Genomic DNA, 14,365 nt, shown 5'->3' with positions numbered 1-14,365 from the left:
GATTACCATCCACGCTTATAAGGCTGTGGTGGTTCCAATTTGGCATCTAAGACGGCCGCAGCACGTCGTGGCCAATAAGGATCGCGGAGTAGCTCGCGTCCAATGAACACAAGATCGGCACGATGATTGCGTATAATGTCTTCTGCATGAGTAGGCTCTGTTATAAGTCCAACTGCTCCTGTTAAGATACCCGTCGATTGACGAATCATCGAAGCATAGTTGATTTGATAGCCTGGGTAGGCTTTGACGGGATAAGGTACGGTTCCGCCTGAACTGCAGTCTACAACGTCAACACCTTGTGACTTCATGCGGCGTGCATAGTCCGTATACGTTTCTATAGAATTTCCGTTCTCCGCATATTCATTTGCAGATATACGGACGAACAAAGGTTTATCCCACACATGACGGACGCTATCAATAATTTCTGCTAAGAAACGATAGCGATTGTCGCTGTTTCCACCGTATTGATCTCTTCGCTCATTGGTGAGTGGCGACAAAAATTCATTGATTAGATAGCCATGTGCCGCATGAAGTTCTACAACATCGAACCCCGCCTGCTGGGCACGCTGTGTTGCATCCGTAAATGCTTTGATCGCTTTTCGAATTTCTTCTTGCGACATTTCTCTAGGAACTTGATAATCGCCATTAAACGAAATAGCAGATGGAGCTACAGCATCAGGAACGTCCGCCTTGCGGCCAGCATGGGCGAGTTGAATACCGATCTTCATCCCATGCGCATGCACCATATCTACGAGACGGCGCAAGCCTTCAACATGCTCATCGCTCCATATGCCTAAGTCGCGGGCACTAATCCGCCCGTTCGGTTGAACAGCTGTAGCTTCCACTATAATAAGGCCTACTTGTCCAATTGCACGAGATGCATAGTGGACGAGATGCCAATCGCTTACTTTACCGTCTTCGGTCTCACAGGCGTACATACACATTGGTGACATGACAATTCGGTTTGGTAATGTGACATTACGAATCGTTAACGGTTCGAATAAATGAGGCATAGGATTCCCTCCATTCTCCACTCTACTAGATTCATCGCTAATCTATCTTATCTCTAGTTATGTTGATATGTAGTTATACAACCATTATACCTGTTCCTAAGATCGCTTACCAATCACATACAGTAGCGGGATATATGGACATTTTTGAAAACGCCTCAGCTAGATCCTCTTAGTTAACTGAGGCGTGTGTACATACTAATAGATCCTACGTTCCACATCATTTTAGGCCAGTATTTGATCAAACCATTGAATGACATCTGCCGTGACTTCATCACGATTCGTATCATTAAGAAGCTCATGTCTTCCTTCTTTGTACGTAATCCTTTTCAAGGATTGTGATCCCGCTTGCTTCAATAACTGCTCTAGACGAGGTACACCTTTGCCGAAATGGCTCACTGGATCCATATCGCCTGCAATAAGTAGAATAGGAAGATCATTCGGTATGCGAGCAAGTTGTTTTGGCTGGTGAATACGGCGCAGCATGTGGAACATCTCTTCGTAGAAGCCTACGCTGCAAATGAAGCCGCAGTAAGGGTCTTCCACATATTTGCGCACTTCATCTTTATCACGGGACAGCCAGTCAAATGAAGTTATGCTTGGCTGGAAGCGACGATTAAAACCACCAAAAGCCATGTTGTTAATTAGGTTGCTATGATACGTACGTCCACGTATTTTTCCAATCAACTTCGCGAGTACTACGCCTGCTCCTAGTTCTGGTCCGCGCGGACCATTACTGCCGCTCAGTACAGCACCTTTCAAACGTTGTCCGTACTCTGTAAGGTAGTCCGTAGATAAAAATGAACCCATGCTGTGTCCAAATAGCAGCAGAGGCAGTTGAGGATGGGCTGATTCAATATGTCTGCTTAACAGATCCATGTCCTGCACCATATGTCTCATATCGTTGGCTTCCAGGTGGCCCAGCAGTTCATTGCTTATAGATGTTTGCCCGTGACCACGATGGTCGTTGGCATAGACGATATACCCGTGTTCAGTCAAGGAGCGAGCGAATCGTTCATAGCGTGATCCGGTCTCTGTCATGCCATGTGCAATTTGTACAACGGCACGCACAGGCTCGTTCTCATCAGGTGACCATTGACTTATATGCAAGGCAAGCCCGTCATGTGCTTGCAGAGTAAAGGTGTGATGTTGCATCGTAGTTGTTCAACTCCTAATGAAGTGTTTGATGGCGAGATCGTATTTAATATTGTAACTTGAAAAGGGATGAAGTGCAGTGCAGCATTTCTCTTCTTCATTTCTTTCCTACTATAAATGAAACATAAGCTATGAATGATACATAAAGGAGATGAATGTTATGAAAACAGTTCACCCAGTGACTATTTATCACTATGATGCATTTACGAATGTGGCAGGTAAAGGAAATCCGGCAGGTGTAGTTCTTGATGCTGATCAACTAACAGCTGCGCATATGCAGCAAATTGCGCTGGATGTGGGTTTCAATGAGACGGTCTTCGTGTGTACATCTCAGTGTGCGGATTTCCGTCTCGTTTATTATACGCCAGGTCATGAGATGAATTTGTGCGGACACGCTACGATAGCAGCATTAACCTGCCTTCTCGATGAGAAAAGAATGGTTGGGCGTACTGCTTTGACGATTGAGACCAAAGCAGGTGTATTGCCTATTCATATCGAGCAGGGTGAACAAAGCAAACGGAATATCACGATGAGGCAAGATGAGCCTCAATTTGTACCTTACACGGGAAATCGTGGACAGTTAGCGTCGCTAATTGGATTGACGGAGCAGGAACTGCATTCAAATTTACCCATTGTTTATGGAAGTACAGGGATATGGACATTGCTTGTGCCAATTGCTAGGCGAGAAAGTTTTGGTCATATGGTACCGCATACCAAGGCATTTCCTGAATATCTATTGCAAAATCCTAAGGCGTCTATTCATCCATTTTGTCTGCAAACGGTAGATCCGACAGCATTCATGTATGCTCGACATTTTTCTTCACCTTATTCAGGAACTATTGAAGACGCAGTCACAGGAACGGCTTCTGGAGTCATGGGAGCCTATTATTTGACTTATATGGAGCCAACACTAACACAAGCTTCTTTTCTTGTTGAGCAAGGGTATGAGATAGGGAGAGAAGGCAGGGTAAAGGTACATGTGAAGCGGCCTGAAAAAGGGTCGATGGAAGTGAATATATCAGGTACAGCAGCTCTTGTAAGGACGTGGAATTGGTAACGTTAGAAAAAAATATGAAATTTCGTTCCACAATATTGAAAAATCGTTCATCTCTACCGATATACTATTTGGTGGCATAAATAGGCATATGTGATCAGGTGCTAAAATGATAATTTTATAGGAAAACACCAATTTTGGTGATGTCGAATATTGATGAGAAATGTTAGATAGGATATAATTACTAGGCTATATGATTATATGATCATAAATGTAGCTAATTTTGTAGTAAAAAAGTTGTGTATATGCGCACTTTTTTCTAGAAAATCTATTCGTCCCATTGAAGGGGGGCATAGGGGAGAGGGGCAAGGTTGTACATCATTACATCATGAATCAGGGGGAATAACATGCGTACTCAATTTAAGAAGTGGGCAATTATGCTGATGGCAACGGTTATGTGCTTCTCTATGTTGTCAACAACGGCTGGTGCTGCTAACCGTCCGACGACGATGGCACCAAATGGTATCGTAACAACACCTCATTACTTGGCTTCTGCGGCAGCTTTGGAGGTTCTTGAAGAAGGCGGTAACGCGGTTGATGCGGCTATTGCTGCTCAAGCAACTTTGGCAGTAGTATATCCACAATACACAAGTATGGGTGGAGATGCTTTCTGGCTTATCTACAACGATAAGACGAAAGACATCAAAGCATTGAACGCAAGCGGTCGTTCAGGGGAAAAGACGACAATTGATTTTTATAAAAGTAAAGGCTACAACAAAATTCCTTCCCGTGGCTATTTAGCAGCGAACACAGTTCCTGGAACGGTTTCTGGTTGGGGTGAGGCATATAAATATGCTGAAAATACAATGGACATGTCCATGGAATGGGACGAATTGCTTGAGCGTGCAATTGGATATGCGGAAAAAGGATATCCTGTAACACCGAACCAAGAAAGATGGACGAAGACGGCAATGAATCCTGACAACAAAGAGCTATTCGACTTGGGTCGTTTCAAAACGTTTACGGACATCTTCGTTAAGCCTAATGGTGAGCATTACAAAGTAGGCGAAATGATGGTACAAAAAGATTTGGCTAACACGTTGAAGCGCATTGCTGAAAACGGTGCTGGAGAGTTCTACAAAGGTGAGACTGGTAAAAAAATCGCTGCGGACATTCAAGCAAACGGCGGTTCTTTGACTCATAAAGACTTTGTTGAGCATAAAGCAGACTGGGTACAGCCAATCTCGGTTGACTATCGTGGTTATAAAGCTTACAACGTACCACCAAACTCTCAAGGTATGGCTTCCTTGTCGATCTTGAACATCTTGAACAACTTTGACTTGAAGAGCATGGGCGAAGGCTCAGCTGACTACTATCACGTTATGGTTGAAGCAACGAAGCAAGCATTTGCTGATCGCGACAAGTGGTTGACGGATCCAGACTTCGTTAACATTCCAGTTAATGATTTGTTGTCTAAAGAACATGGTAAGAAGTTGGCTGCACGTATTGACATGAAAAAAGCTGCAGAAAACGTAAAACCATTGGATCCTAAAGGTGATACAGTTTGGTTGGGTATCGTCGATAAAGAAGGAAACGCAGTATCCGTTATTCAAAGTCATTACTTTGACTGGGGTGCGGGTGTAGTTGCTAAAGACACAGGCGTTCTATTGCAAAACCGTGGTAGCTTCTTCTCCTTAGATCCTAACCATGTTAACGATTTGGAGCCTAAGAAGCGTACGTTCCACACGTTGAACCCTGCTATGTTGATGAAAGACGGCAAGCCTTTCATGCTTTATGGTACGCAAGGTGGAGAGGGACAACCTCAAACACAAGCAGCACTTGTAACACGTTTCGTTGATTTCGGTATGACGGTTCAAGATGCGATTGAAGCTCCAAGATGGCTGCATGGCCGTAACTGGGGAGAATCCGCTAACGGATTAAGAATGGAAGGACGTATCCCACAATCCGTTATGGACGAAATGATTCGCCGTGGTCATCCAGTGAAGAAGATTGATGATTACACAGACCAAGTTGGTCAATCCGGTATGGTAGTTATTGATCCAGAAACAAATGTTAAGTTTGCTGGTGCTGACCCTCGTGGTGAAGGCGCAGCTGTTGGCTATTAATCATTTCTACACTTATGAAATGATGCAATAGATGGGTTGAGGGTGTCAGGGCAGGAGGGGAGAGAAGCCTGCCTTGACGATCTCTCGCTAGGGGTTATGTGATCAAATGCACATAGTCCTAAAGTACTAATTTATTCATTTTGGAATTCAATTATGGAGGTATAAGGTAATGAACGAACATGTCGAACCAAGTTCGACGGATGCATCCAAAGGTACTAAAGTAGGCACGGTATTCAAGGGTAAATTGAAAAATCGGTTGATAGCTTGGTTTCTTGTCGTTTCCCTTATTCCCCTTGTCCTCACCTCGACATTCGTGTACAGCACAGCTTCATCAAAGCTAATTGAGAAACAAAATGATGCTTACGTTTCACTCGTAAAGAGTAGAGCAGAAATGATGGATGAGTATTTTAAAGAACGTATGAATGAAATTCGAATTATTGCAACGACCTCAGATCTTCGCACAGATGATAACGCACATATGATGAAATTTATTCAAAGCTTGAAGCAAACGGCACCACAATACGATGGTAATACGTTCATCGGTTTGGATGGACATGTGAAAGCTGACACATTTGAAAACAGTATCGGTATTAATCTTGGTATGCGTCCATTCTTTAAGAATGCGATGGAAGGCAAAGAAACCTACACAGACGTTATTTTAGCGAAGACGACAGGTCAACGCTCCATCATCGTCGCAGTACCTGTTAAACAGGCAGATGGAAAAGTAAAAGGTGCACTAACTGGACTAGTGAATTTTGAGAAGTTCACTACGGAGATTTTTAAAAGTTTGTATATTGATAATGGGGTAGGGTATCCGATTGTCGTAGACAACCAAGGAAAGATTCAGCTTCATCCGAACAAAGAATTGATTGGTAAGACGGCTGAGGAAGCGAAATTGACTGCAGGATTGGTCAATATTTTGGGTCAAGAGAAGTCGGATGCGACGTCTTATTCGTACTCGGAAGATGGAGAGAACTTTACGGTTGCTTACGCGCCGGTTCCTACCACAGGATATAGCATATATATGCACATTCCAGAAGCTTCGATCACTGAAGCAGTTTCTTCTATCCAATGGAGTGTGATGGTAATTGTCATTGCAGTAAGCTTGATCGTTGTTGTTCTTGCTTATTTCATCGCACAGCAGATTACACGTCCGATCGTTGCAGTGGCGGAAGCTGCAGAGCGCGTATCGAATGGCGATCTGAATCAAGAAGAGTTACCAGTTAAGTCGAGTGATGAAGTTGGCAAGCTGACAGGTGCGGTGAATACGATGATTCGCTCCCTGCGTCAATTTATCCAACAAGTGAATCGTACTGCTGAGGATGTAGCTACATCTGCTGAAGAGTTGTCTGCTAACGCAGATCATACGAGCAAAGCGACAGAGCATATTGCCATGTCGATTCAAGAAGTAGCAGACGGTACAGAGCAGCAGGTGCAGAACGTAGAGGAAAGTGTGCGTTCGATCCATCAAGTTGCAGAAGGCGTTCAGCAAATTTCGAATAACGCTCAAAGCGTGGCGCATTCTGCATTGACAGCTTCGGAAAGTGCTGAGATGGGTAACCGCATTTTACAATCGGCGATGGAACAAATGCAGTCGATTCATAACACCGTTAATACGCTTAACGAAACTGTGAAGCAGCTCGGTCAACGTTCTGCAGCCATCGATAATATCGTACAAGTTATTTCCGGAATTGCAGCACAAACGAATTTGCTTGCACTGAATGCTGCCATTGAAGCGGCTCGTGCTGGAGAGCATGGACGTGGATTTGCAGTTGTAGCTGATGAGGTGCGCAAGCTGTCCGAGCAGTCGGGCGAATCTACAGAGAAGATAGCTGAATTGTTGGCAGCGATTCAAAGTGAAACAGCAACAGCAATCGAATCAATGGAGCAAGGTACACGTGAAGTTGCAGTTGGTATGGATGTTGTTAACCAAGCAGGTGCAGCATTTACGGAAATATTGAATTCTGTTCAGCAAGTAGCAACACAGATTCAAGAGGTTACCGCTTACTCGATCGAAATGAACGGCAGTACTGAACATGCGGTTGAGCAAGTGAACCTAATTACGGAAGTTGCAGAGCGTTCAGCAGAAGGAACGCAGAACGTGTCGGCTGCTACGGAAGAGCAATTAGCAGCAATGGAGCAAGTAAGCTCTTCGGCGACATCATTAGCGAAAATGGCAGAAGATCTACAGTCTTACTTGAGCAAATTCAAAGTGTAACGAAAGTTTTATTGGAAGGGGGCTGAATAGCCCCCTTTTTTATACTCTCTAAATCTTGCTATATTATTGGATAAGTCAAGTCTGAAAACGACATGTAAATAGTGATAGTATAGAAATGTTGAAAGCACAAGTTTTGTTGAACGTAAATGGTTAGGCATAAGGAGGACGTAAGATGTTCCAACCACAATCATACAGCGGCGATGCTAGTAAAGATTATGAGCTAATGGTAAGTCAGTTGAAGGCGTTAATAGACGGAGAATCGAACCAGATCGCGAATCTAGCAAATGCTGCAGCTCTGCTCTGGCATGGACTTGAGAAAATTAACTGGGCGGGGTTCTATCTGTATGAAGCAAAGACCAATCAGCTCGTATTAGGACCATTCCAAGGGATGCCAGCATGTGTCCGTATACCGCTCGGTCGAGGAGTATGCGGTACATCTGCAACTGAGCTGCGTACCGTTATCGTGTCCGATGTTCATGCGTTTCCTGGTCATATTGCTTGTGATGCAAGATCACAAAGTGAAATCGTTGTGCCGCTTGTTCAGAATGGACAACTGGTCGGTGTATTGGATATTGATAGTCCTATTTTAGATCGGTTTAACGAGACGGATGGGATGTGGCTCGAGCGCATTGCTGAGCTGATCGTACAAGGCTCCGAACATCTTAATATGGTTGCCAAATAGAAGTGAAATGAAGTGAAAAAGAGGGTTGCGACATGAGTTCAATTATGGTCCTACTCATCGTTCTTATCGGCGGTGTGGCGACTGCATTTCAAGCGGGCGTAAATGGCTTGCTTGGCAAGAAGATTGGCATTATCGAAGGCTCCTTTGTGTCGTTTCTAACAGGAACGATTGTGCTGCTTATCTTGTTGCTGATGACGAGCCGTGGTAATCTGGGGCCGCTCGTTCAAGCTTTGCATGTGCCGAAGTGGCAGCTTACAGGTGGAATTTTAGGAGTTATCTATGTGTTGATCATGATATTTGCAGTGCCAAAGATCGGAACGGCAACAACCTTTGTCGCTATAATTGCGGCCCAGATGCTAATGAGTACGGTGATCGATCATTATGGTTTATTTGGTAAGACGGTTCCTATTAACAGCTACAAAGTGATAGGGCTGCTGTTGCTGGCTGGGGCGTTGTTCTTTATATATAAGTCCAGCCAAGTGCAAGGATAGACGGGTTGTCTATTGTAATGAGAAGGAGAGAATGACACGGAATTTTCTTCTAATTACCACATTTTTCTTCTTTTTATACTGATTACGCCGACATAATGATCTATAATAGATATGATATTTTGTCGAATTCAAGATGTTAAGATCTGTAGGTAATGAAAAATTTGATCGTAGGGTAGGGTGAAGAGGTTGCAAAAGATTAGAATCGGTATTGTTGGTTATGGTAACTTGGGTAAAGGTGTAGAATATTCAATCCGCCAAAATCCAGATATGGAGTTAGTAGCTGTATTTACACGTCGCAGTCCAGAATCCGTTCAAGCATCTGTGCCAGTGATCTCACTGGATGACGTTGAGCAATATCAGGATCGTATTGATGTAATGCTATTGTGCGGCGGATCTGCTACAGATTTGCCTATTCAAGGTCCGGCAATGGCGAAGTTGTTTAATATCGTAGACAGCTTCGATACGCATGCACGTATTCCTGAATACTTCGAAGAAGTTAACCAGCAAGCTGAAGGTAATGGACATGTTGCGGTTATTTCTACAGGTTGGGACCCAGGCTTATTCTCCTTGAGTCGTTTGTTGTTCGAAGCAGTATTGCCAGAAGGCAATGCATATACGTTCTGGGGCAAAGGTGTGAGCCAAGGTCACTCTGATGCGATTCGTCGTGTTCCAGGCGTTAAGAATGGTGTTCAGTACACGATTCCATCTACAGAAGCAGTAGAGCGCGTTCGTAACGGTGAGAATCCAGAGCTTACAACTCGCGAGAAGCATCTTCGTGAATGTTTCGTCGTAGCAGAAGAAGGCGCTGACCTAGATGAAATCAAGCAAACCATTGTTAACATGCCTAACTATTTTGCTGATTACGATACAGTTGTTAACTTTATCGACGAAGAAGAGTTGAAGGCAAACCATAGCGGTATCCCACACGGCGGTCTTGTGTTACATAGCGGCGTGACAGGTGAAGGAACGACACAAGTAATGGAATTCGGCTTGAACCTTGGAAGCAACCCTGAGTTCACTTCCAGCGTTCTTGTTGCCTACGCTCGTGCTGTACACCGCTTGTCTCAACGTGGTGAGCGTGGAGCACGTACCGTATTCGATATTCCATTCGGCTTATTGTCTCCTAAATCTGCGGAGCAATTGCGCGCTGAGTTGTTATAATCCGTTTGTTATTATTGACGAATAAATAAGTTCATATCATAAGTCTATTGATGCTGAATAGCTGTCGAGTGTACACTCGACAGCTATTTTTTACGAAGGGAAGTGGACGATATGAAAATAGTTAAGAAAATAGGGAAAGTTCTTTTGGCTATGTTCTTGTCGGTGTATGCTCTTGTTTTGATACTAATCATTCTCTTTGTTCTAGGTATAATGTATGCGGAGATATTCATGTACGATCCTTAAATCATATGCAATTAACTTCGAGACACAGATTTTCAAAGATTGTTGTATAAATAAAAGAGTCATGCTTTGTAACGGTCAACTTTTGAAATCCGTATTTCTGCGAAAACCGTTGACCTGCTTCCGTAACATTGTCCGTTATAACCTCTTCGAACTTCCAACCCAGTTTCTCTAATGATTCATAATACGCACAATAATGTTGAAGCATATGCTGGACTGCTCCTCTACCGCGATAGTGCCCATCTACGACGATACAGGACAGAAATAGATTTACTTTGGATGGCTGTTGTGAGCTCACATCGATAATATCTTCATAGGTCATGAATTTGTCATTGAACGTTCCTTCTGATAGTTCGTTGTACACATGCGAGGTGACCGGAAACAAACACATGAAGCCTATCATTTCCGTTTGCTCTGCCAGCACGGTAAAAGAGTGAGGGCGATTGCTATACCAGGCATATGATTCTGCCGCAGGTGTAATATATTGTTCATCATAGTACTGCCGTTCTAAATGTTCCATGTAATCAAAGTGTTGTCGAGTTAAAGTATTTGTCACGATATGCATGAGTTAGGTGAGGCAATTTGCCGTATCTCCTTTTACATAAATATGGCCCTCTCAATGTAGAGAGGGCATAGCGGTGAAAAAGTGTTATTGTGATGACGAAGATCAGTCCCAATGAGATTGGATGAATTCATCTCGTCCTGATGCAGTGCGATCCTGTTTATAGTGTTCAGGCTCTTTGCGATAATAATCTTGGTGGTATGCTTCTGCCTCGTAGAATGGAGCAGCATCAATAATGGGAGTTACAATCGGTTTGTTGAAGCGTCCACTATCAGCCAATGCAGCTTTAGATGCTTCTGCCAACTGTCTTTGTTCTTCACTGTGAACGAAAATGGCTGTCGTATACGATTCACCACGATCTTGGAATTGACCGCCTGAATCAGTCGGGTCGATTTGCATCCAGAAAATATCGAGCAGCTGCGCATAACTGAACATGCTCGGATCGAACGTAATTTGTACAGCTTCTATATGACCTGTCGTCTGTGTTTTTACTTGTTCATAGGTTGGGTTAACTACATGTCCTCCTGTATAGCCTGAAATGACTCTATGAATGCCATCCCATTGATCAAACGGTTTCACCATACACCAGAAGCAGCCCCCAGCAAATGTTGCTTTCTCTAAAACTGTAGAATTGGATTGAGTAACTGATGTTGTCATTGCCGTATGCCTCCCTATGCTCGATCATTCTCGTAATGATGAAGATTAATGTATCATTCGAATTGCTACTCATTGATATAGTTGGTTCAATATTCATTTAAGTGTACCTGTACTGCTGCTGATTGAACAGTTATTTATAATAAATGCTAGAAATAATTAATGTGTTAAATTTGTATATCATGATGAGGAACGACAGAGCTGGAGGTAAAATCATGTATGAGAGTCAAATTTCATTAAACAGGGAGCAAATCCCTTCTTTTCATAGTCACCCAAGTTATTATTGCTACTCATTCGCCGATATTCATGTCCTATCCCGATGCTGCGTGAATTGCTTCAAGATGAAGAGTTGGATGGATAACATAGATAATATGTATGAGCATGGGAACAGGGGCATAAAAATAGTGGAGAGTACGAGCTCTGGACGATAGTATTTTCTTACATGTTAGGTGCGTACATGACGGTTACTATATAGCGATATTACGCTGTTTAAGTTTGCATTTAATTCTATTTCAACAACGAATTCAATATTGTGGGACAAAATGGATCGTACTTCGTATATAATTAAAGAAGAGATATGAAAAGTATAAAAAGGAGGAAATTGATACTAATGCATAGCACAGAGTATTCTTCATCAAATGGCTCATTGCCTAAGTTGTTTTCAGTATTGTTTATTGCATTGCTGATTTCATTTGCAGGTATTTATGCAGGACAATTCGTACCCGCAGCATATGCGATCCCTCTCTTCGTTGTAGAAATCGGTCTATTGTTGGCTGTCTTCTTCTTGAGAAAGAGCAAAGCTGTTGGGTACCCGATAATGTTTGCTTTTATGTTTGTTTCGGGTATTACGTTGCAGTTTGCGATCGCTTATTATGTAAGCACGCTCGGAGCAACTCTTGTTGGGCAAGCATTTGCCCTTGCGGTAGTCGCTTTCGGGGGTACAGCACTTTATGCGGTGAAGTCTAAGCAAGATTTCTCCTACATGCGTGGTTTCTTGGTTGCTTCGACGCTTGTTCTTATTGGTATTATGCTTGTAGGCTTGTTCGTTCCAATGACAGGTACAATGGAATTGATATATTCAGGCTTCGGTATTCTGATCTTTATCGGATGGACGTTGTTTGATTTCTCTCGTCTTACAAAGCATGGATTTGCGGAAGAAGATATTCCTTCCATCGTCGTGAGCATTTACCTCGACTTTGTGAACTTGTTCTTGTTCATTCTTCGCTTTATTGGAGCAAGCAGAGACTAATATTTTTTCATAAAGATAGAAGCTCCTTCAGCGGTGTAGTACTGAAGGAGCTTTTTGTTCTACGTAATGCGAGCTTCGTTATTTCCACTTTTCCCTACAATCACGATTCAGTTGTTCAAACGTGAGTTTTCCATCTAATTCACATATAATTATTGGTTATAATTAGTGCACAGGTGTGATATATCGTGAAGAGACAGGAAATTAGAAGAATGAAAAGGAGGATGGTTACTCATGAATGATAATGATCAAAAAAATAATGATAGTATTGAAAAACGTTTGCATGACATTGAGAACCAATTAAGTTTACAAAACAAAAGAGGGAAAATGATTAGAACCGCTTTCTTTGTTATTTTAGTACTGTTTTTGATTTTTTTCTTAATAGGAATAGCTCAATTTATAAAGGGTGGTTCATAGTTTGCGTTATGTGATCCAAACATAGAAGGACCTTCCATCATTCATGATGGAAGGTCTTTGGTGATGAAAAAAAGGTGCGATGCTGGAAAGGGAGCATAGGTATTACGTGCTAAGCTCGCTCAACGATCGTGTTGTACGTTGTACGGTCAGTATGTTTAACGAGTTGGATAAGCAGTTCCTTCGCTGCATCAATATCATCCGTATGAACGATGGATGCTGGTGTATGGATGTAACGTCCGACCACACCGATAATCGTAGATGGTACGCCTTTACCGCTTAAATGTACTTGTCCAGCATCTGTACCACCAGGAGATACGAAGTATTGGTATGGAATTTTGTGCGTATCGGCGATATCTTGTACGAACTCAACGAGACCGCGATGTGTAATCATCGTCGGATCGAAGATACGAAGAAGTGCGCCTTTACCTAAGTGACCGAAGGAATTACGGTCGCCGGTCATATCATTGGCAGCACTGCAATCCAATCCATAGAAGATGTCAGGTTGAATTAAGTTTGCAGCTGTACGTGCTCCACGCAGACCAACTTCCTCCTGTACCGTAGCACCAGAGAATAAAATGTTAGGCAGCTGAGCTTTCTCACGATGCAGCTCTTTCAACAATTCGATGGCAAGTCCAACACCGTAACGGTTGTCCCATGCTTTGGCCATAATCTTTTTCGGATTCAGCATCGGTGTAAACTCACAAACTGGCACAATTTGTTGGCCAGGGCGAATGCCTGCTGCTTCCGCTTCTGCACGGTTATCTGCACCTACATCGATATACATCACTTTAGGATCAACAGGTTTGTTAGCTGTTGCTTCATCGAGCAAGTGCTTCGGAATGGAACCGACAACGCCGCGAATTGGACCGTTTGGTGTAATGATATCTACTTGCTGAGCGAGAATAACTTGTCCCCACCAACCGCCGAGCGTAGTGAATTTAATCATGCCGGTGTCTGTAATTTGCGTAGACATAAAGCCGACTTCATCCAAATGTCCAGCAACCATAACGCGAGGACCTTCTTCATTACCACGCACAACGCCAAATACGCTGCCAAGCGCGTCATGAATGATTTCATCTGTGTATTTGCTAATTTCTCCTTTAACAAGTGCACGGAGATCACGCTCAAAGCCAGGAGCGGCTGGGAATTCAGTTAGCGTGCGGAATAGCTCTAATGTCTCTTGCTGCATGTCGAGGTCTCCTTTATACGATGAAATTCAATATTAAAATGGAGTCAAAATGACTCGGTGTTGCTTGATGCATATAAGGTAAGTATGAACTTAATTACGGATGTAGGCAAGCGTAGAAGAGGGGACAATAAATAAAAGATTCCAACGGGTGTGGCATGCATCTGGGCAGTGTATGTGGGAAGCAGCTATAAAAGGTGGATATTTATAAAGGCTGACTAGA

At 43.1% G+C, this 14,365-nt stretch carries 13 protein-coding genes; 8 read left to right on the top strand and 5 right to left on the bottom strand.

The window, feature by feature from the left end; all coding sequences use genetic code 11:
* Positions 1 to 2: 2 nt before the first annotated feature.
* Complete coding sequence (gene namA / locus IFO66_RS16735; RefSeq protein WP_192026258.1) at positions 3 to 1,013, bottom strand: NADPH dehydrogenase NamA; 1,011 nt, start codon at positions 1,011 to 1,013, stop codon at positions 3 to 5.
* Positions 1,014 to 1,235: 222 nt separating this feature from the next.
* A complete protein-coding gene (locus IFO66_RS16730; protein ID WP_192026257.1) occupies positions 1,236 to 2,165 on the bottom strand; it encodes an alpha/beta hydrolase in 930 nt (309 codons plus the stop codon).
* A gap of 160 nt (positions 2,166 to 2,325) precedes the next feature.
* On the opposite strand from IFO66_RS16730, the gene IFO66_RS16725 reads away from it, so the two are divergent.
* The 6 genes from IFO66_RS16725 to IFO66_RS16700 all read left to right on the top strand — a co-directional run bounded on the left by IFO66_RS16725 (position 2,326) and on the right by IFO66_RS16700 (position 9,837).
* Positions 2,326 to 3,222 (top strand): PhzF family phenazine biosynthesis isomerase, encoded by an 897-nt coding sequence (locus IFO66_RS16725; RefSeq protein ID WP_225445830.1) that lies wholly within the window; start codon positions 2,326 to 2,328, stop codon positions 3,220 to 3,222.
* Positions 3,223 to 3,596: 374 nt separating this feature from the next.
* Positions 3,597 to 5,285 carry a gamma-glutamyltransferase gene (gene ggt, locus IFO66_RS16720; RefSeq protein WP_225445835.1) on the top strand — a complete coding sequence of 563 codons (1,689 nt, stop codon included), beginning with the start codon at positions 3,597 to 3,599 and terminating at the stop codon, positions 5,283 to 5,285.
* A 169-nt stretch (positions 5,286 to 5,454) separates the two neighbouring features.
* Positions 5,455 to 7,503, top strand: a complete 2,049-nt coding sequence (locus tag IFO66_RS16715; protein WP_192026254.1) for a methyl-accepting chemotaxis protein — start codon at positions 5,455 to 5,457, stop codon at positions 7,501 to 7,503.
* A gap of 172 nt (positions 7,504 to 7,675) precedes the next feature.
* Positions 7,676 to 8,185 (top strand): GAF domain-containing protein, encoded by a 510-nt coding sequence (locus IFO66_RS16710; RefSeq protein ID WP_192026253.1) that lies wholly within the window; start codon positions 7,676 to 7,678, stop codon positions 8,183 to 8,185.
* 32 nt (positions 8,186 to 8,217) lie between these two features.
* Positions 8,218 to 8,676 carry a DMT family transporter gene (locus IFO66_RS16705; protein ID WP_028596764.1) on the top strand — a complete coding sequence of 153 codons (459 nt, stop codon included), beginning with the start codon at positions 8,218 to 8,220 and terminating at the stop codon, positions 8,674 to 8,676.
* A 186-nt stretch (positions 8,677 to 8,862) separates the two neighbouring features.
* Entirely contained in the window at positions 8,863 to 9,837 is a 975-nt protein-coding gene (locus IFO66_RS16700) for a diaminopimelate dehydrogenase (RefSeq protein ID WP_192026252.1), read from the top strand.
* Positions 9,838 to 10,081: 244 nt separating this feature from the next.
* Here IFO66_RS16700 and IFO66_RS16695 read toward each other — a convergent pair whose 3' ends face one another.
* Positions 10,082 to 10,597, bottom strand: coding sequence for a GNAT family N-acetyltransferase (locus IFO66_RS16695; protein WP_192026251.1), 516 nt, complete (start codon positions 10,595 to 10,597; stop codon positions 10,082 to 10,084).
* Between the two features lie 147 nt (positions 10,598 to 10,744).
* Complete coding sequence (gene msrA / locus IFO66_RS16690; RefSeq protein WP_192026250.1) at positions 10,745 to 11,296, bottom strand: peptide-methionine (S)-S-oxide reductase MsrA; 552 nt, start codon at positions 11,294 to 11,296, stop codon at positions 10,745 to 10,747.
* Positions 11,297 to 11,903: 607 nt separating this feature from the next.
* Here msrA and IFO66_RS16685 point away from each other — a divergent pair.
* Both IFO66_RS16685 and IFO66_RS16680 read left to right on the top strand, forming a co-directional pair.
* On the top strand, positions 11,904 to 12,542 hold the full coding sequence (locus tag IFO66_RS16685) for a Bax inhibitor-1/YccA family protein (RefSeq protein WP_028596760.1): 639 nt from the start codon (positions 11,904 to 11,906) through the stop codon (positions 12,540 to 12,542).
* 231 nt (positions 12,543 to 12,773) lie between these two features.
* The gene (locus IFO66_RS16680; protein WP_192026249.1) at positions 12,774 to 12,956 is read left to right on the top strand and encodes a hypothetical protein; all 183 of its coding nucleotides are present in this window, start codon (positions 12,774 to 12,776) and stop codon (positions 12,954 to 12,956) included.
* 109 nt (positions 12,957 to 13,065) lie between these two features.
* Here the strand turns inward: IFO66_RS16680 and IFO66_RS16675 are convergent, their stop codons facing one another.
* Positions 13,066 to 14,145: a M42 family metallopeptidase gene (locus IFO66_RS16675; protein ID WP_192026248.1), complete on the bottom strand. Its 1,080-nt coding sequence runs from the start codon at positions 14,143 to 14,145 to the stop codon at positions 13,066 to 13,068.
* Between the last annotated feature and the right edge of the window lie 220 nt (positions 14,146 to 14,365).

Origin of the sequence: Paenibacillus arenosi, assembly GCF_014841135.1 — a bacterium.
GTDB classification, from domain to species: domain Bacteria; phylum Bacillota; class Bacilli; order Paenibacillales; family Paenibacillaceae; genus Paenibacillus_B; species Paenibacillus_B arenosi.
This window is presented reverse-complemented; position numbering and strand designations above follow the sequence as displayed.